The 17,651-nt window shown below is 47.6% G+C and carries 15 protein-coding genes and 1 riboswitch; of the genes, 3 read left to right on the top strand and 12 right to left on the bottom strand.

The genetic code is table 11. The features are described from left to right. Positions 1-100: 100 nt before the first annotated feature. Positions 101-1,243: a molecular chaperone DnaJ gene (gene dnaJ, locus FSU_RS00880; RefSeq protein ID WP_014545029.1), complete on the top strand. Its 1,143-nt coding sequence runs from the start codon at positions 101-103 to the stop codon at positions 1,241-1,243. A 211-nt stretch (positions 1,244-1,454) separates the two neighbouring features. Beyond that, positions 1,455-2,042 (top strand): flavodoxin family protein, encoded by a 588-nt coding sequence (locus FSU_RS00875; RefSeq protein WP_014545028.1) that lies wholly within the window; start codon positions 1,455-1,457, stop codon positions 2,040-2,042. A 48-nt stretch (positions 2,043-2,090) separates the two neighbouring features. Here FSU_RS00875 and FSU_RS00870 read toward each other — a convergent pair whose 3' ends face one another. From FSU_RS00870 to thiE, 8 genes are all read right to left on the bottom strand, one after another. Then, positions 2,091-4,115 carry a glycoside hydrolase gene (locus FSU_RS00870; protein WP_014545027.1) on the bottom strand — a complete coding sequence of 675 codons (2,025 nt, stop codon included), beginning with the start codon at positions 4,113-4,115 and terminating at the stop codon, positions 2,091-2,093. Between the two features lie 208 nt (positions 4,116-4,323). After that, positions 4,324-6,480, bottom strand: a complete 2,157-nt coding sequence (locus FSU_RS00865) for a polysaccharide biosynthesis tyrosine autokinase (RefSeq protein WP_014545026.1) — start codon at positions 6,478-6,480, stop codon at positions 4,324-4,326. A gap of 174 nt (positions 6,481-6,654) precedes the next feature. Continuing rightward, positions 6,655-8,634 carry an OmpA family protein gene (locus FSU_RS00860; RefSeq protein ID WP_014545025.1) on the bottom strand — a complete coding sequence of 660 codons (1,980 nt, stop codon included), beginning with the start codon at positions 8,632-8,634 and terminating at the stop codon, positions 6,655-6,657. A 33-nt stretch (positions 8,635-8,667) separates the two neighbouring features. Then, positions 8,668-10,197 carry a polysaccharide biosynthesis protein gene (locus FSU_RS00855; RefSeq protein WP_155808825.1) on the bottom strand — a complete coding sequence of 510 codons (1,530 nt, stop codon included), beginning with the start codon at positions 10,195-10,197 and terminating at the stop codon, positions 8,668-8,670. A 4-nt stretch (positions 10,198-10,201) separates the two neighbouring features. Then, on the bottom strand, positions 10,202-10,489 hold the full coding sequence (locus FSU_RS16230) for a hypothetical protein (RefSeq protein WP_014545023.1): 288 nt from the start codon (positions 10,487-10,489) through the stop codon (positions 10,202-10,204). A 72-nt stretch (positions 10,490-10,561) separates the two neighbouring features. Then, entirely contained in the window at positions 10,562-12,052 is a 1,491-nt protein-coding gene (locus FSU_RS00850) for a hypothetical protein (protein WP_014545022.1), read from the bottom strand. 18 nt (positions 12,053-12,070) lie between these two features. Then, entirely contained in the window at positions 12,071-12,895 is an 825-nt protein-coding gene (locus FSU_RS00845; protein ID WP_015732457.1) for a type III pantothenate kinase, read from the bottom strand. 15 nt (positions 12,896-12,910) lie between these two features. Beyond that, positions 12,911-13,543, bottom strand: a complete 633-nt coding sequence (gene thiE / locus FSU_RS00840) for a thiamine phosphate synthase (RefSeq protein WP_014545020.1) — start codon at positions 13,541-13,543, stop codon at positions 12,911-12,913. A 178-nt stretch (positions 13,544-13,721) separates the two neighbouring features. On the opposite strand from thiE, the gene FSU_RS00835 reads away from it, so the two are divergent. Further along, positions 13,722-14,513 carry a type II secretion system protein gene (locus tag FSU_RS00835; RefSeq protein ID WP_014545019.1) on the top strand — a complete coding sequence of 264 codons (792 nt, stop codon included), beginning with the start codon at positions 13,722-13,724 and terminating at the stop codon, positions 14,511-14,513. Between the two features lie 128 nt (positions 14,514-14,641). Here FSU_RS00835 and thiH read toward each other — a convergent pair whose 3' ends face one another. The 4 genes from thiH to thiS all read right to left on the bottom strand — a co-directional run bounded on the left by thiH (position 14,642) and on the right by thiS (position 17,543). Beyond that, the gene (thiH, locus tag FSU_RS00830) at positions 14,642-15,904 is read right to left on the bottom strand and encodes a 2-iminoacetate synthase ThiH (protein ID WP_015732456.1); all 1,263 of its coding nucleotides are present in this window, start codon (positions 15,902-15,904) and stop codon (positions 14,642-14,644) included. Between the two features lies 1 nt (position 15,905). Next, entirely contained in the window at positions 15,906-16,676 is a 771-nt protein-coding gene (locus tag FSU_RS00825; protein ID WP_015732455.1) for a thiazole synthase, read from the bottom strand. 16 nt (positions 16,677-16,692) lie between these two features. Further along, positions 16,693-17,337 (bottom strand): thiamine biosynthesis protein ThiF, encoded by a 645-nt coding sequence (thiF, locus tag FSU_RS00820; protein WP_014545016.1) that lies wholly within the window; start codon positions 17,335-17,337, stop codon positions 16,693-16,695. Beyond that, positions 17,337-17,543: a sulfur carrier protein ThiS gene (gene thiS / locus FSU_RS00815; RefSeq protein ID WP_014545015.1), complete on the bottom strand. Its 207-nt coding sequence runs from the start codon at positions 17,541-17,543 to the stop codon at positions 17,337-17,339. Before thiS ends, thiF begins: the two co-directional genes overlap by 1 nt. Then, a riboswitch (TPP riboswitch) is annotated at positions 17,534-17,637 on the bottom strand. It overlaps the preceding gene by 10 nt. Positions 17,638-17,651: the final 14 nt, after the last annotated feature.

Raw genomic sequence — 17,651 nt, 5'->3', positions numbered from 1 at the left:
AAAAAACAAATAGGATTCGCCTCTCAAAAGGGGGCAATCCTTTTGTTGTAAAATAACGATTTTTGATTTTTTTATATGATGAGTTTGCCCGGAGGGCAAAATGGCTGAAAAACGAGATTATTACGAAGTTTTGGGCGTCGGCAAGGACGCAAGTGCTGATGAAATCAAGCACGCTTATAAGAAGCTTGCTATCAAGTACCATCCGGACAAGAACCCGGGCGACAAGGAAGCTGAAGAAAAGTTCAAGGAAGCTGCCGAAGCTTACGACGTACTCTCTAATCCTGAAAAGCGCAAGAACTACGACCAGTTTGGTTTTAATGCTCCTGGTGGCGGTTTTGGCGGTGGTGGATTCGGTGGTGCCGGATTCGACATCAACGATATCTTCAGCCAGTTTGGCGATATCTTTGGTGGTGGCTTTGGTTTCGGTGGCGGTGGCCGCAGAAGTTCTCGCAAGGCAGGTCCTCCGCGTGGTAATGACTTGCAGATTAAAGTGGCTCTTAGCTACAAGGAAATTTTCGAAGGCTGCACCAAGAAGGTTCGCTTAAAACGCTATACGCCGTGTACGGAATGTAACGGCAAGGGCGGTACGAACGTCAAAACTTGCGATACCTGCCATGGCACGGGTCGTGTACGTCGTGTGTCCGGCGGATTTTTCCAGATGGTTTCCGAAAGCGTCTGCCCCACTTGCAGTGGCATGGGCGAAGTAATCGCTAATCCGTGCTCACATTGCCACGGCGAGGGCCGCGTACAGGAAACCGAAGAGATTTCCATCAAGATTCCGGCGGGCGTAAGCGAAGGCCAGTACCTGAACCTCCGTGGCGAAGGCAACTGCGGTCCGCGCGGTGGCGCTTGCGGCGACTTGCTCGTCGTGATTGCCGAAAAACCGGACGATTTCTTCAGCCGTGAAGGCGACGACTTGCATTGCGAAGTCAAGGTTCCAGTCCACAAGCTGGTTCTTGGCGGTACGCAGCGCATCCCGACCATCAGCGGTGATGAAATCCAGATCAAGATCGCCGCTGGCACTCAGGCTGGCAGCGTTCTCCGTCTGCGCGATCAGGGCTTGTGGCCTCTCAAGAAACAGGGTGACCGTGGAAGTCTCTACGTGCAAATTGGCGTGGACATTCCGAAGGACATCTCCCGCGAAGAGAAGGAGCTTTACCAGAAGCTCGCTGAACTCCGCAAGGACAAGGAAACCGCCCAGGAAGAATCGTTCCTTGAGAAGATGAAGAATCTGTTCAAGTAAGGGCTTGTCATCCTGAGCGAAGTCGAAGGATCAAAAAAAAATCTCCCGAACGTTCAAAAAGCGTTCGGGATTTTTTATAGTAACACATTTCCGCTCCTTAGGTGTTTAATAAGTAAAAGCTTAGAAAGCACATGCAAAATACGTCATTGCGAACGTCGCAGAAGCGCGGCAATCTCGAATAGCTTTTATGAATTTATTAAGGAGTCTGAAATTGAAGTATGTTATCTTGAACGCAAGCCCTCGCCCAAATAGCAATATCAGCCAAATGCTTGGAATTGTCCGCAATGAACTGCTGGCTTGTGGAGACAGAGTCCTTTACGTCGATGTTTGCAAATTGCAATTCCGCCCGTGCATCGGCTGCATGAAATGCCGTAGCACACATGATTGTGTTATGCCCGATGACGACGCCAAGCAAGTTTTGCATCTCGTGCAAGATTGTGATGCTCTCATTGTTGGTTCGCCGTGCTATTGGGGCAATATGACGGGGCAACTCAAAATGCTTTTTGACCGCTGGGTTTATGGCATGATGGACCATAGCGAAAGCGGGTACCCCATTCCGCTTCTTAAAGACAAAAAGGCGGTCATTATCACCACCTGCTCTACCCCATGGCCGTTTAACATTCTCTTTAAACAATCCGCAGGTACTGTTCGCGCACTCAAGGAAGTTCTTTGCTGGAGCGGATTTAAGATTGCAGGCGTGTTGCAAAAAGGCGGTACCCTCAAGAACAAAGAACTCTCCTCACGCGAAATCGCCAAATGTCGTAGCTTCGCGAACAAGCTCCACCACAAGCATTCGTAAAGTTCAACGCAAAAAGAGAATCCTCGCATTCGCGAGGATTTCTAAAATTTATTTGAATTTCTTCTGATAAACGGTCTTTCCTGCGCTCTTGATTCGTACAATATACGGCGTTTTTGCCAAGTGCGCGACAGGCACAACTGCAGAACCATCAATGGAGCGACGCATCAGGAGTACACCTTGCAAGTCGTGAATCGTGAGCTGTAGCGGCGCATTCACAGACAGCGAGGACATCCCAGACTGCGCGACATTCCTCGCTGCATTCCCGGCGTTCACAAGGAGGTCTCCCCCGCTTCTCGTGACCGAAATTTTCCCAGCACCTTGCACGACTCTCGGTGAAATATTCACCTTGCCTGAATCCGGTTTTTCCGGTTCTACATACGGATGCTCCGGATCATCAACGATGACCTTGATATCAACCGTACTTTCGCAGCCATACGGATTCACGTACGTTCCTGTGTAAACGCCGCTACTCTGCCATTGCATATTCTTGAAGCGCACTTCACGACCCAAATAATAGAAGTCATTCGGGCCTTTCCAAGTCCAGCGTCCGCCGTCATACGGATGCGGACCAATCACAAGTGAATCACCTGGATTTACCTTGACTTCGGTAGTCTCGTTCCAACCGCCATTGTGAATCTTGGCATACGGAATGATTGTACTAGCTTCGCACGAGCCGCCGGTGGCATTTTCAATAACCATGGTTACGATAGATTGAGCCCCCGCCGTGACCGTAATGGCGTTGTTCGTAACGTCAATATCAGAATCAGCTTTGAGTGCTGCCGGTAGCGTAAAGCGGTGAACCTTAGCCTTATTGCCAATCGTTGTGAACTTGCTCAAGTCGAATGTGTACTTTGCATCGCTAGCGCCTGTATTCAGCACTACGAGTACAAGCGAGCTATCTTCGCGAATGGCGGCAAGCGTGTTGCTGTTGTCGCTATCGATAAAACGAGAACCCGGTCGAATAGCACGGCTAAACGCAGCATGCATATAGAATCGCGGCGCATAAGAGAATGTCTGCTTTTTATGGTCAACAGCAATGGTGCGCCAATTTTCAGCAGGGTCTGAAAGTTGCCAATCGACCCAAGCGCTAGCATGCATATCGCGAAGGTCATGCAAAATCACATCCGCCATCCAAAGCGTAATATCGAGACTTCCACTGCGGTGGAGCGGTCCCGATTCGGATTGCCAAACGCGCTTGTCGGCGGCAAAAGCTGCATTATAAAGCTTGGCTCGGGAATCGTAGCCAGAATAGCTATGCGTATTCACTTGAAACATGTAAGAACGTGCTTCGGCACTATAGCTATTGAAACGCGCCAAAGCATCGCCAATGTTTGATTCATCGGCTGCACTTACAGAAGTTTCAGGGAATAGCCCCTTCGCTTTGAGCGCCTTGCCGAGTTCCACAATCATTTCAGATTGCTTATTCTTGAAGCCACAGCCTTCCTGGTCACCGTTAGCTTTCCACCAGCCTGCACTTGGCTCGTTGAACGGTTCAATCGTGCGGAACGTGATACCCCACTCTTCCTTGAAGTGCTTAGCGACTTCAGAGAGGTAATCGGCAAAATCATCAAAGTAATCGGACTTGAGATTGTCGGCGCCATTGACGCCGCCCGAAACGCAACCGCTGTTAGTCATCCACCACGGAGGGGAATTAGAGAACGCTTCAAAAATCGGGTCTTTCGCCATTTTTGCAAGAGCAAATGCGATGTTGCGCTGGTTTGGGTCTGCCGTCCAGTCGTAATCGCCTTTTTCGGTCGGCTTGAAGCCGGGAACCGCGGCCCCCCCATCGCCTTTGGTCAAATGGTTATGACCGGGCTGATCGCCTCCACCAATGTTGTAGCGGAAAATATTGTAGCCAAGACCCGTGTCCGGGTCAGCCACTGCACCTAAAAGTTTTGTGTAGTTCGCCTTATCCCAGCCGCCGGCGAGTTCTGCCCACCAACAAAGACTTGTCCCCCAGCCTTCAAAAAGCTGGTATTTTTTGCCCGGGTCCACAACGACCTTCGTCTGGGCGTAGGTGGCGCCGCAAGCGAATGCAACTGCTGTTGCAACAAAAATCAGTTTACTCTTCAATATCTCAACCCCTTGTCTCGGCGCATTTCAAAGTGCGTAGTTCATTACTCTCTAAAAATCCATTATTTTACGGAAAAACGGATACCCCAATACAAAAAAATATTGACTAATTGTCATTTCCCGGCGCAATAGATAAAAAAGATCCCGCTTCACTTAGTGAAGCGGGATCTTGTACTTCACGAGCATTGCCCGTTACTAAGATATATTGCTAATTTTTATGCTTTTTAGATTTGCTACCGTAGTAACCGTAACCGTAACCGTAACCGTAACCGTGTCTGTGTTCGCAATGGTTCAAGACAAAGGCTTTAGGCTTATCACAATAGCGTTCCAAGGTATGTAAGGATTCCTTAATAGAATCCATAGAATGGCGACCATAATGCAACACAACGAGTGCAAAATCGATCAACGGGCAAATCATGTATGCATCAGTCACCAAATTCGTCGGCGGAGTATCAATAATAATGGCATCGTACTGCGGACGAATTTCGTCAATCAACTTCTTAAGCATGTCACCACGCAATAGTTCAAATGCAGAAAGCGTAAACTTGCCAGATTCCAGGATATCTAGATTTGGAAGGTTCGGACTAGTGATTTTTGCATTATCAAAAGCAACCTTACCCATAAGAACATCGACAAGTCCAACCTTCGTAAAGCGGCACGTGGCCTTTCTCATATCAGCATCAATAAACAAGGTCTTCTTACCGACCATCGCAAAAGTAGCAGCGAGGTTCGTCGAGATAAAGCTCTTACCGACACCAGGCATAATACCAGAAACCATAATCACCTGATGTTCCTTATTCATATTGAAAGAGAAATCAATCGCCGTAAGAATGGATCGAATCGATTCGCTAAGAGGATCGTCAGGATCTGTTTGGACATGAGTTTTTCTTGTCTTTCTAAATTTCAAGTTCAAGCCGGTATCAGGATTTTGAGGAACCTTTGCAAGCACGCTTGTATTCGTTTCACGTTCAATTTCCGTAACACTGCGAACACCATTATGCATCATGCGCAAGAGGAATACCAAGAGAACTCCAAGCATAAACGAAGCAGCCACAGAGCAAATAATGATATTCATCTTCTTCGGCTTGCTCGGAGCTCCGTTAATCTGCGCGAAGTCAACTATACGGACATTGCCTACTTCACCAGCACGCACAACACGCAACTGCTGAATGTTATTCAACATAGTCGTATAAATTTCATTATTGACCGCCACATCTTCCTTCAAACGAGCGACTTCCTGTTGCGTCAAAGGCATTTTTTCAGCCGTTTTTTTCAACTTGGCAAGTTCAGCCCTCAAACGATTCTGCTGACGAATGAGCGTCTGAACGCTCGGATGTTCTTCCTTAAACAAACGCATGGCAGCTTGTTTCTGCTGTTCCAAATCCAAAATTTGTCTCTGGATTTCACTTTCCTTGTTCAAGTGAGCGTGCGTTTCGCCCGTCATGTCCACAGACCCGATGCTGTAACGGTAATCGGCTAAAATCTTTTCGACACTGTCAAGTTTAGCCTTCACACCAGGGAGCTGCTTTTCCAAGAATTCGAGAGTCTTAGCGGCTTCGGCACTACGCATTTCAACATTTTGGCGCAAGTAAGTCTTTGCGATCGTGTTCAGGATAGCGGCTGCTCTATCCGGATAGCGGTGATTGTAGCTTGCTTCAATAATACCAGTCTGCTTGCCTTTTTCAGCCACCTTGAGGCTTGCTTTCAAAGCGCCCATGGCACCAAGATCGCTTATCTGCGAAAGGATGAACATCTGTTCCGGCTGAGCAAGCATGCGGGACACCTGAATATCGAAAGTATCACCGGCATAAGCAGCACGGTGCATCTCACCGACCTTGCCTTCTAAAATCACCTGTTCTTCAGGAGAAATAACTTCATAGGTATCATCACCCGTCACCCTTGCCATCCACTTTTCGGCACGAGCGATTTGTGGAATATAGAGAGAATCAAGATCCATGCGACCTTCATGGTGCAGGAATCGGTCGGCGGCACCGATAGGTGTTGCCTGAAAACAAAGATGTTCCACATCGACGACATAGCTCAGAATCATACGACTCTTGAGAAGTTCTATTTCTGCATCGGCAGGGCTTGCAACATCAAGGAGTGCGCCCATATCGCCGATAGCTTTACCGGACTTACCTCCTTTCACATCAATTTGCAGCAAGACATCGCTTGTGTATTGGGGACGGAGCCAATTGGCAACACAATAGCCAACCGCACCTCCGACAATGAGGAACAATGCTAAGATAAACTTTTTGTCCCAGAGGATTTCCAAAGCCTCCAGCAACGTAATTGTATTGGCATTTTGGGGAACTTGGATAGCAGTCGGTTGACTGATGACCTTCTGTTCTTCTTTTTCAGACATATATTTCCCTAGAATTTTTCAAACGGAGTCTTTTGGACTATCCGATTCAGTTGCCTTTAAAATAACTTTTTTTTTACGTTTTGTCAGTTGAAAAAAAGACTAACGCACTATCCAGTATTACCTGTTAGTGCGTTAGACATTAATGATTTAATGATTGTGCTTCACTTGTTCGTTTTACTTGGAGAAAGGAACAAGTTCAACACGGCGATTCTGGGCTCTACCAGCAGCGTCTGTGTTGTCTGCAATCGGCTTTTCACTGCCGTAACCTGCAGCGCGGAGACGATCCTTGGCAACACCCTTCTTCACGAGGTACTTGACCACAGCGGCTGCGCGATCTTCAGAGAGTTTCTTGTTTCTCTTTTCAGAACCCTTGTTATCGGTATGTCCCTGAACTTCAAGGTTTGCTTCCGGAATCTTGATCATGAGTTCAGCAATATCATCGAGAGTGCCGTAGCTGCTCTTGGTAAGTCTTGCAGAAGCAGTCTTGAAGTTGATACCCTTCTTGAGCTGGTCAAGGTCTTCCTTCTTGTTGAGCGGGCAACCATTCTGGTCAACACGGACACCCGGAAGCGTATTCGGGCACTTGTCAAGAACGTCAGGAACGCCATCCTTATCAAAGTCCGGCAAGCAACCGAGAGAGTCTACAACATGGCCAGACGGAGTACCCGGACACTTGTCCTTGAAATCGGCAATGCCGTCCTTATCGGTATCAAGCAAGCAACCGTTGGAACCAACTTCGACACCTGCCGGAGTATTCGGACACTTGTCGAGATAGTCTGCAACGCCGTCCTTGTCAAAGTCCATTGCGCAACCCGTAGAATTTACAGGAACGCCAGACGGGGTATTCGGACACTGGTCAAGATTATCAGCAACACCGTCCTTGTCAAAGTCAAGCATACAGCCCAAGGAATCCACAGAAATACCAGCAACAGTATTCGGACATCTGTCGTTAACATCAGCAATGCCATCCTTGTCGGAATCAACGCGGGCAAGGGAATCGGCAATAGCTCTATCGCGAGCAATCTTTGCAGCATCTTCAACCGGGCAGCCTTCGGCATCAACCTTAACGCCCTTTTCAGTACGGGCGCACTTGTCTTCATTATCCGGGATGCCATCGCCATCGGAATCTTCAGATTTGCCAGCGGCATCAAATTTGACACTGACGAGAGCAGAACCAGCAAAGAGCGGAGAACCTACGTAACCGTAAGTCGCTTTCACGCCTCTTTCACCCTCGTAGTAGATGGTATGATTCTTACCATATTCGATATCAGCCCTGTGACTGGCGCCACTCTGGAAGAAACGGAGAGCAAAGTCTACGCCCAAAGCGAAATCAATATTATGCGGGAAGTGGAAACGGACACCCGGAGTGAGGAGCATCGGATCTACAAGCGGATCAACCTTATAGCGTCCCACCTTCTGCAAACGCATTTCTGCAGAGAATTCAAGGAACGGAGTCAACCAGCTTGCTGCATTCCAGTTCACGCCCGTGTTATAGACGAGAGTTTGCGTTCTGGAGTAGCTGGCCAGAGCAACATAGCTTGCAGCCAAGTTCCAAGAAATCGGTGCTCCAATCTTGTTGAAGTCAAACGACAACGCAAGACCAGCACCAAAAGCCCATCTATCGGCAGTGAACGGGTGCGTGTAGCTGCTACCATTCAGGTACCAAGCATGGCGGGGGCGCACACCGGCATTCGGTTCGCCAGTCGGAACATAAAGGTCAAGCATGAGAGCCATGTCGAATACACCAACCGATGCAAACGGGAGACCAATCTTGGTAAAGAGATTCAAGTCACCGCGGCTTGTCGTCCACATGTTAGCCTTACCACCCCACTGGGAATTGGCATGTTCGTAGTAAAGCGGCAGAGACGCGCCTACATCAATGAAGTCCAAAACACCAACTGCAACGAATAGGTTACCCGAAAGGGAAGCGTCAGCATCATTGAAGGAATACCTTTTCCCATTCACTTCATAGATACCACCGCGTGACAAGCCCCAGGAGCCAAACGTGATATTCCCGCTGGCGCCAAGATTGATTTGCCATTGACCAAGGGTTTTCGCATTAACTTCGTGCAACCCCTCCGAGCCACCCAGCATACCAACCTGAGAAAAGGCTAGAGAACTGGATAACAAACTAAGAGCAATGATTTTTTTCATATTTTGTCCTTCTTTGTGTTTGTCGTTGTTGATTTAATTCTTCTGTTCTACAGGTTCAGACTTCTTCAAAATCGTGCTGTTGAACTTTTCTGGAGTCGTGAACGTAGGAACAATTTCGTGTAGAGCGTTAATGGCGATTTCGTCATTGTTTTCAGATGCTGCGCTCTTGAGTTTCCAGAGTTCGTTAATGAACTTGGAAGTGTCAATGTCAATCTGCTTTCCAATGAAGATAAGCTTGTTCTTAGTCTTCTTCAAGCCTTCTTCGTTCATCAAAAGCTCTTCCTTAATCTTTTCACCCGGACGAAGTCCAGTGAACTTGATAGGAACATCCTTGTACGGCACCTTGCCATACATACGGATCAAGTTTTCTGCAAGCGTTACAATCTTTACTGGCATGCCCATGTCAAGCACAAAGATTTCACCACCTTGAGCGATACTAGCGGCTTCAAGCACAAGACTCACCGCTTCAGGAATGGTCATGAAGTAGCGGATGATTTCTGGATGCGTAACCGTCACAGGCTTACCCTGTTCAATCTGGCGCTTAAACAGCGGAATCACACTACCGTTACTACCGAGCACATTGCCAAAGCGAGTCACGACGAATTCCGTGTTACTTTCCTTTTGCATGGACATGAAGCGAACAATCATTTCGCAGCAACGTTTAGATGCACCCATAACGTTAGTCGGGTTCACCGCCTTGTCAGTACTGATCATCACAAACTTTTTGACATTATTGAACATGGCAAGCGTAGCCACGTTGAACGTACCGATAACGTTGTTCTTAATTGCTTCCATCGGATTGTTTTCCATTAGTGGCACATGCTTATGGGCAGCGGCATGGAAAATCACTTCCGGTTGGTAGGTCTTGAAAATCTGGTTCATGCGGAAGTAATCACGAACGCTTGCAATAAGCGTCACGAGATTCAGGGACTTTCCGTATTCCATAACCAGTTCTTGCTGGATATCGTAAGCGTTATTTTCGTAAATATCGACGATGATAATTTGTTTGGGATTATACTTTGCAATTTGACGAACAAGTTCACTACCGATACTACCACCACCGCCAGTCACCATACAGACCTTGTTTTCAATGTAGGCTCGGATGTCCTTGTTATCAAACTTGATTGGATCACGTCCCAGCAGGTCTTCAACCTTGATATCGCGAATTTGCGTTGCAAAATTGGTTTCCCCAGTTCCAACATTGGATGTGTCCAAAAGGGTACCCACAAAAGGAAGGACCTTCACCGGAAGTCCGGTCTTGCCACACAAGTCCATAATCACTTGGCGGTCTTTCGGCGGGCAGCTCGGGATAGAGAAAAGAATCTGTTCAATATTTTCCTGCTTTGCAATTTTAGGAATGTCGCTTGTCGTACCAGCAACGAGCACACCTTCAAACGGCTTGCCGATTTTATAGCGGTCATCATCAATCAGGCAAACAGGATTAATCTTCGATGCATTCGATGTAGCAACACCTTTTTCGGCATCCTTGGCGCTGTTCCTGATTTCATCAAGCAAAAGTTTGGTCGCATTACCCGCACCAATAATCATAGTGCGCTTCTTCATAGCTTCACGGTGTCCCGTATTTATAATCGAAATAAAAGCATTTCGGAACATGTAACGGAAAAGGCACACGCCAAAGCTTGTTGTAAGCACCAAAGAAAAGAAGCGAACTAAAGCACAAGATAACGCTCAAAAAGAAAATCGCAAACTGGTCGGCTCGATCAATTGAATTGGCAAACAACGGTAAAAAGAAGTTAGCAAACAAGCCCGCAACAACAACGATAAAACCATCCGCCAATGCTAAAACACGCTTACGGATACGAAAATTCGAGAACAATCCCAACATTTTGGACATGCCAAATACCCTACTTTTTTGTTTTTATAAACCTACTTGTGGTTTTCTATGCTACAAAATAGTTATAAAAGACTACCAATGGAAGGTAGTCCTAACAAAAGCACCCCTATTTTCGCCAAAAATCAGTTCCAGTTCAAAAGAGGTATGCACCCCACTGTAGCTAAACGAAGGCGAAATTGTATATTGCAGAGGAGCTTTATCTATAAATTTTTTGCGTCTGGTCTTATACGGATCGTCAATATCGCTCCCGTAATCAATTCCTTTCCAGAGCCACTGGTTGTGGAGGCTAAAGAAGAATTTTGACGATGCATTCCAGAAAAGCCGACCGTAAAGAGTCCAGTCAATAGTCAGAGAATTCGGTCCATTCGGGTTTCCGAGCGGAAGCCCCAAGTGCGCAATTTGAGCTTGAGCCGTATCGTAGTGGCAGTATGTAAATGGTTCCACACGCGCTATTTCAGCGATAGTACCGAGCTGTAAAAGTTTGCCCTTTACCTCTGTATCGCGGGCAACCTGCAAGCCAAGCATCGCGGCCCAGCGGTTGTTGCTATAGCGGTTTTGATAAACAGCATAAGGCGATTCCATATCATCCAGGAAGAATTCACCATAGACACGAGCCAGCTTGAAGAGCTGCACATTAAAATCCACCGCCAAGGCACCGTTGTTTACGCGTTCGGAATAATTCCCCTTTTCAATGAAAAGGGGAGCGATAGGCACAAAGAGCCACGGCTTATTCTCATTGTAAAGAATCTGCAATTCGGAAATACCAAGAGTCAATCTATCGAACGCGAGTTCGTAACGGTGACCATAAAAATTGCGGTCGTTCAAGTTATCCTTGCTGTAGCTCCAGGAATTTACACGAAGGTCGGCATAGACGCTATATATGCGTAGCGGTCCAAATGTAAAGTCAAGCGAGAGCATGTTGTACGGGAGCGCAAACTGGTTCAAGGAGAGGTTGTTGTAGTACCCCGGCCCCCAGTGCAAAACATCACGAGCAAGCTGGAGGCGAGCCCAAGAGTAATTCAACGCCAAGTGCGCACGGTAACGCGCAAAGCTCACATAGTCAATTCCTCCATCGCCACGATCCTTGGACTGCACGTCAAAAACTTCGTGGTCGTAACTCTTGGGCTTCTTGGCGGCATGCCCTTCAGAATAGATTCGTGCATCGAGGTCAAAGTCAAGAGAATCAGCAAAGCCGCGGATGAAAAGCCCACCATCAATCGCCGGCCAAATCGTATCGCCAAGAGCAGAGGATGACTTGTAATCAATTCCGAGAATCGGGGACACCGCTATAGCAAATTTATGAGATGAACTACTATCGCTTTCAAAGACCACCATTGCGTTCCTGTTATTCTCATAGAAATCTTTCTGGAACGTCGTATCGCGGCGGGGGTAAGTGAAAAAATGACGCCCCTCGCCCACAGTCTGACGATGGAATTCAAAAAGCATGGGCGCATAATCAAGGCCACGCAGATTGCGGGTGCGTTCAGAACTGATAACTGGCGAAAAACCGGTTTCAGCAAAAGCGACCGCCGCTAGAACAAGACCAGCAATAAAGGATTTCATTTTCCCCTCCCGATAAAATTACTCCTCGACGTCCCGGTCAATCACTTCGGCTGCAGAATCTCCTCGAAGTGCAACCAGGCGAATGCCATCAAGAGTCAAGTATGGATCGTATGTGTCAATAATCTTGGTGTGACTTGCAATTGTGCGGCCCCAGCCACCCGTCGCAAAAACAGGAACGTTCTTCTTGGCCATTTCCTGTTTGATTTTAGCGACAAGCGTTTCAAGTTCAGCCATGAAGCCGAAGAGGAGACCCGCGCGGATAGCATCGTCTGTATTGTTTGCAATAAGGTGCTTAGGCCATTCAATGCTTACCGGCAAAAGACGAGCCGCTTTTTGCGTAAGTACGTCGAGACTCGCGCTAATGCCCGGAATGATAATGCCGCCAGCAAAGCCTCCGTCCTTCATCACATCAAACGTCGTTGCCGTTCCCATATCAATTACGATAGCGTCCGTGTAACCACGTTCCTTGAGGGCAATCACATTACAAAGTCGGTCGGCACCGAGCGTACTCGGGTTCGGGTAAGCAATCGGGCAATTTAAGCAGTTCGAAGAACTCACCACTTGCACTGGGCGCTTCAAAAGCGTCTGCAAAGCCTTGACCCATGGGCGTTCCAACGACGGCACCACAGTCGAAAGACCGACGTGCGTCACGGATTCCAGCTTGATTTTAGAAAGATGAATGAGACCGCCCACGCGATTCATGACTTCGTCAGAAGTCGTTTCTTTGCGGGTTGTGAGTCTCCAGTGATCAACAACTTTATCCCCTTTATAAATTCCGAGGACGGTGTGCGAGTTGCCCACATCGACCACAAACGACAAAGAGTTCTTTAAATTCTTTTTCATCGTTGCGAAAGATAATTATTTATTCAAATTCAAAAATGCGTCTTTCAGTTCTCGCGTCGCTTTTTCTGGATCTGCGGCCTTCATAATGGCAGAAACCGCACAAATTCCTGAAATACCTGAGCCCTTGAGCACATCGATATTATCCTTGTTGAGCCCTCCAATAGCGTTCACATTGATTGGTACGGCCTTCACAATCGCCTTAAGCGTATCAACACTTGTGAGAATCGTGACCACTTTAGTAGTCGTCGGATAAATCGCCCCCACCCCAAGATAGTCGGCCCCCTGTTCGTAAGCCTCCAGAGCCTGAGGTACAGTCTTCGTTGTAGCACCAATTATTTTATCTGCACCCATCAGCTGACGGGCTATTTTCACAGGCATATCAGTTTGTCCGACATGCACACCTTCAGCACCAATGGCCAGCGCCACATCAACGCGGTCATCAATAATCAACGGGATGTTGTAACGCTTTGTTACTTCATGAGCCGCAGCTGCAAGTTCCATGTATTCACGTGTGGAACGATTCTTTTCACGAAGTTGGATAAGCGTAGCACCGCCTTTACATGCCGCTTCTACAGTAGGTAAAAATCGATCCGCCGGCACACTCGTGCTATCGGTAATGAAATAGAGCGTTGTATCAAGTTTTTTCATGTTTTTAAAGGTAGAAAAAAATGCTCTAGTTTGGAATAGAACAGCTTAAAGCTTGAAATCTGTGCGAATTCTCACGTTTATTATTTTTTTATCACGCAAATACGTCACAAGCGATTTTACTTATGTATTTTTTATAAAAACGGGACGAAAAGTCCTACAGACTATATGGAGCGATATTATGAAACCGATGAATTCAAAGAGGGGTATTACCCTCATGGAACTTATGGTGGTTATCGCTATTATGGGCATTCTCTCCACCGTAGCTATGCCGAAGTTTTTCGGAACAGCCGAAAAGGCTCGTGAAAAAATAGACCTGATGAAACTTTACGACCTCAGAAACGCTCTTAACTTAGCGCTTATCGAGGATATTGGGGCTATGGATGTTTACGATCCTGTCACTGGCGTAAATAGAGCTCAAATGTCAAAAGACCTTAACGCGGGTCTATCATCTAATATTGGAGCAACATTATTTGTAATTGAACTGCATAGTAACCTTTCTATCAACGTTCAGGGAAGCCATGGCAGTGCAAACGACAAAATCGGCAATCAAAATATTAACATCTGTAAGATGATTGGTGACGGAGGTACATTCTACTCCGCTCTTAGAGATGCAAACTTTGATGGTGTAGCAGACATTATCGAAGCACGACTTAAAGGAGTAAACAACTATAAGAATGGAGGTGATACCTACTCCTCAAAACCATATATAGGTTCCGATGGTAAAACAACATACTACAGAACAGCCCCGATACGAAAGCTTTTCCAAAGTCAAGCTCTGAATGTCGGAACAATAAAAGACAATAAGCGTTATTCTCTTAGTTTACGCTGGACTGATCCGGATGACCCCTACTCCATTGAAGTATACTTACTTGAGAATGGACACCAATGGAATGACGCCTACAAATCCGACTACGGAACATGTTTCTCGACATACGGACGAAGAGGTTGTTCGTACAAGAAGAAGAAGTGATAAACTAAATATTTTCCTCCTCAAAAAAAACGTCTCGGAATTTTTCCGAGGCGTTTTCTAGTAAATGCGACAATCGGCCTAATTAGACACCGCGTCAAAGCTGCGATTTCAGCCCTACAACCTGAAGCCTAAACATACAAGTAGTCGTTCAGCACGGGTTGCATACCTTCGCTGCTCATGTCGGCGTACATCTTGTCGATGCTGCGACCGTCATTGATTTCAAACTGTTCATCGCCGCCTTCCCCATCGTCGTGACCACTGTATTTGCTTTCGTGGTCGCCAATGCCGGTAGAGACGCCTGCGGAAATCTTCGTAGCGGCGATTTTCACGATGCCATTGCGGAATTCCTTGCTTTCGCGGCTCGAGACGGTGATGCCCACGAACGGAAGGAAGATGCGATAGGCGCAAAGCACCTGGCAGAGTTCCTTTTCGTGAACGTCAAGCGGGCTGATTTTTTCGTTGTTTACAATCGGACGGAGACGCGGACAGCTGAGGCTCATTTCGGCATGCGGATACTTCTTTTGTAAGTAGTAAACGTGCAGGGCACTGGCGAGAGCGTCACGGCGGAAGTCCGAAAGTCCAAGAAGTGCCGAGAATCCGCAACCACGCATGCCACCCATGAGGGCGCGTTCTTGAGAATCAAAGCGGTACGGGAATACGCGCTTGTGACCGAGCAAATGAAGTTGTTCATAGCGCTTGCGATCGTACGTTTCCTGGAATACGGTTACGTAATCGACGCCACATTCATGCAGATACTTGTACTCATCGACATTTACCGGGTAGACTTCGACGCCTACGAGCTTGAAGTACTTGCGTGCAAGCTTGCAAGCCTCACCGATGTATTCGACACTGCTTTTAGCGCGGCTTTCGCCCGTGAGCAACAAGACTTCTTCCATGCCACTGTCGGCGATGACCTTCATCTCGTGCTCAATCTGTTCCATGTTCAACTGCATACGCTTAATGTGATTGTAGCAGTTGAAACCGCAATAGACGCAGTAGTTTTCGCAATAGTTTGCAATGTAGAGCGGTGTAAAGAGATAGACGTTATTGCCAAAATGGCGGCCTGTCTCAATCTTCGCCTTGGCCGCCATCTGTTCGAGGAACGGCGCTGCTGCAGGAGAAAGCAAAGCCTTGAAATCTTCGATAGAGCAAGTGTCGTGCTGCAAGGCAAACTGCACATCGCGTGCCGTATATTTGGACGCATCGTAGCTATCAAATGCCGCGAGAACCTTGTCGCGGATGTCGGATTGGATCACTTCCATTCCCGGCAAGTATTCCATGATGTCCGTACGGACTGACGGATCTGTTTCAATTCTGTGCTTGCGTTCTAGAGCCGCCGGCGAAAGATTTCCAGAATCAAAAAAGTAATTATTGTCTTTGCGTTCAGCCATCTTAATCCCTCAAGAATCCTGTGAGCGGATCGGATGCTGATGCACCACGGGAAAGCACTCGGCCAAGCCCGGCGAGGTAAGCCTTGCGGCCCGCTTCAATGGCGAGCTTGAATGCTGATGCCATCTGCGTAATGTCGCCCGCTGTTGCAAGAGCGGTGTTCGCCATAATAGCAGCAGCGCCCATTTCCATGGCGGCGCAAGCTTCGGACGGTTTACCGATGCCAGCATCCACGATAATCGGGAGTTCAATTTCGTCAATTAAAATCTGGATAAAGTCTCTCGTGCAAAGCCCCTTGTTCGAACCAATCGGTGATGCAAGCGGCATCACGGCGGCGGCACCGGCATTCACGAGGTCGCGAGCCACGTTCAAATCCGGGTACATGTAAGGCATCACCACAAAGCCTTCCTTTGCAAGCGTTTCGGTGGCCTTGATCGTTTCGGCATTGTCCGGGAGCAAGTACTTGGTATCGCGCATGATTTCGATTTTCACAAAGTCACCGCAACCAAGTTCACGGGAGAGTCTTGCGATGCGGACTGCTTCTTCGGCATTGCGGGCGCCCGACGTATTCGGCAAAAGCGTAACATTTTTCGGAATGTAGTCAAGGATGTTTTCGTGTTCCTTCGTGTTTGCACGGCGAACGGCAAGCGTTACAATTTGAGCGCCTGCATCCTTGACCGCAGCTTCAATGAGCTTGAGGGAATACTTTCCAGAACCGAGAATAAAACGAGAATCAAATTCATGACCGCCAATAACAAGTTTGTCAGAATTCATTTGCATGTCCTTTATGTTAAACTTCTAGACCGGCAATAATCCGGATAATCGTGAGCGCCTCATGCGCTGCGCAAATCTGCACGCGTGGAGCGAGGAGCGCAAGTCCTTGAGTCACGTCGCTCTTGCCATCGCCACAGAGGTAAAAATGTTTTGAAATCTTACGCGTCTTGATGGAATTCGCATCGTCCGTGCCTGCCATTCCAGAGGCTGCCACGAGATACTTTTGCGGATACTTTTCAAGCACGGCGTTTACAAGCATTGATTTTGCTTCGGGATTGTCGAACGCTTCACAGACAACATCAGCGTTAGCCACGAACTTGTCGATGTTTTCTTCCGTGATTTTTTCGTCGTACGCTTCAAACTCTGTGTACGGTGCTATTTCTTTCAAATTTTCGACGAGCGCAAACGCTTTAGGCTCTCCAACCTGAGATGCCTTGTACTGCTGGCGTTGCAAGTTCGTCACGTCAACACGGTCAAAATCCACGAGAATGAGCTTCTTGATGCCCGCGCGAGCGAGATTGATGGCGACGTTTGAGCCGAGTCCACCTACACCACAGATGGCAACTGTGGCCTGTTCCAATTTTTGAACAATTTCTTCGCCTTGCTTTTGTACGAGTGCGCGTCGGAACTCTTCCCTGCTCGGGATTCGAACGCTTTCCATCACCCGCCTCCAACAAAGTTCACAACTTCGACGACATCCCCCGCTTCGAGGACGACCTCAGCATACTTTGATTTGGGGACGATTTCCAAATTGCGCTCAACGGCGATGCGTTTTGTATCGTAATTTGCGGACGCCAAATATTCGGCAATGGTCATGCCTGCTGCCGCGACGTTTTCACCGTTGATTTTGACTGGATTTGAGTTCAATGGAACCTCCCTACGTTGGCATTATCCAAATCAGGTTCGGTCGAAGTTTTCAACTTCCTCTCAGCCCGTTTTACGAGCTCCCGTAGACATGATAAAGTTAACTATTGA

The organism is Fibrobacter succinogenes subsp. succinogenes S85 (assembly GCF_000146505.1).
GTDB classification, from domain to species: domain Bacteria; phylum Fibrobacterota; class Fibrobacteria; order Fibrobacterales; family Fibrobacteraceae; genus Fibrobacter; species Fibrobacter succinogenes.
The sequence above is the reverse complement of the archived record's forward strand: the minus strand, read 5'-3'. Positions and strand labels throughout refer to the sequence as shown.

Bases quoted from the DNA above. Each gene is read 5' to 3' on its own strand.
- dnaJ (WP_014545029.1), top strand. From the start codon at position 101: ATGGCTGAAAAACGAGATTATTACGAAGTTTTGGGCGTCGGCAAGGAC.
- FSU_RS00865 (WP_014545026.1), bottom strand. From the start codon at position 6,480: ATGTCTGAAAAAGAAGAACAGAAGGTCATCAGTCAACCGACTGCTATC.
- FSU_RS00860 (WP_014545025.1), bottom strand. From the start codon at position 8,634: ATGAAAAAAATCATTGCTCTTAGTTTGTTATCCAGTTCTCTAGCCTTT.
- FSU_RS00855 (WP_155808825.1), bottom strand. From the start codon at position 10,197: ATGAAGAAGCGCACTATGATTATTGGTGCGGGTAATGCGACCAAACTT.
- FSU_RS16230 (WP_014545023.1), bottom strand. From the start codon at position 10,489: ATGTCCAAAATGTTGGGATTGTTCTCGAATTTTCGTATCCGTAAGCGT.
- FSU_RS00850 (WP_014545022.1), bottom strand. From the start codon at position 12,052: ATGAAATCCTTTATTGCTGGTCTTGTTCTAGCGGCGGTCGCTTTTGCT.
- FSU_RS00845 (WP_015732457.1), bottom strand. From the start codon at position 12,895: ATGAAAAAGAATTTAAAGAACTCTTTGTCGTTTGTGGTCGATGTGGGC.
- thiE (WP_014545020.1), bottom strand. From the start codon at position 13,543: ATGAAAAAACTTGATACAACGCTCTATTTCATTACCGATAGCACGAGT.
- FSU_RS00835 (WP_014545019.1), top strand. From the start codon at position 13,722: ATGAAACCGATGAATTCAAAGAGGGGTATTACCCTCATGGAACTTATG.
- thiH (WP_015732456.1), bottom strand. From the start codon at position 15,904: ATGGCTGAACGCAAAGACAATAATTACTTTTTTGATTCTGGAAATCTT.
- FSU_RS00825 (WP_015732455.1), bottom strand. From the start codon at position 16,676: ATGAATTCTGACAAACTTGTTATTGGCGGTCATGAATTTGATTCTCGT.
- thiF (WP_014545016.1), bottom strand. From the start codon at position 17,337: ATGGAAAGCGTTCGAATCCCGAGCAGGGAAGAGTTCCGACGCGCACTC.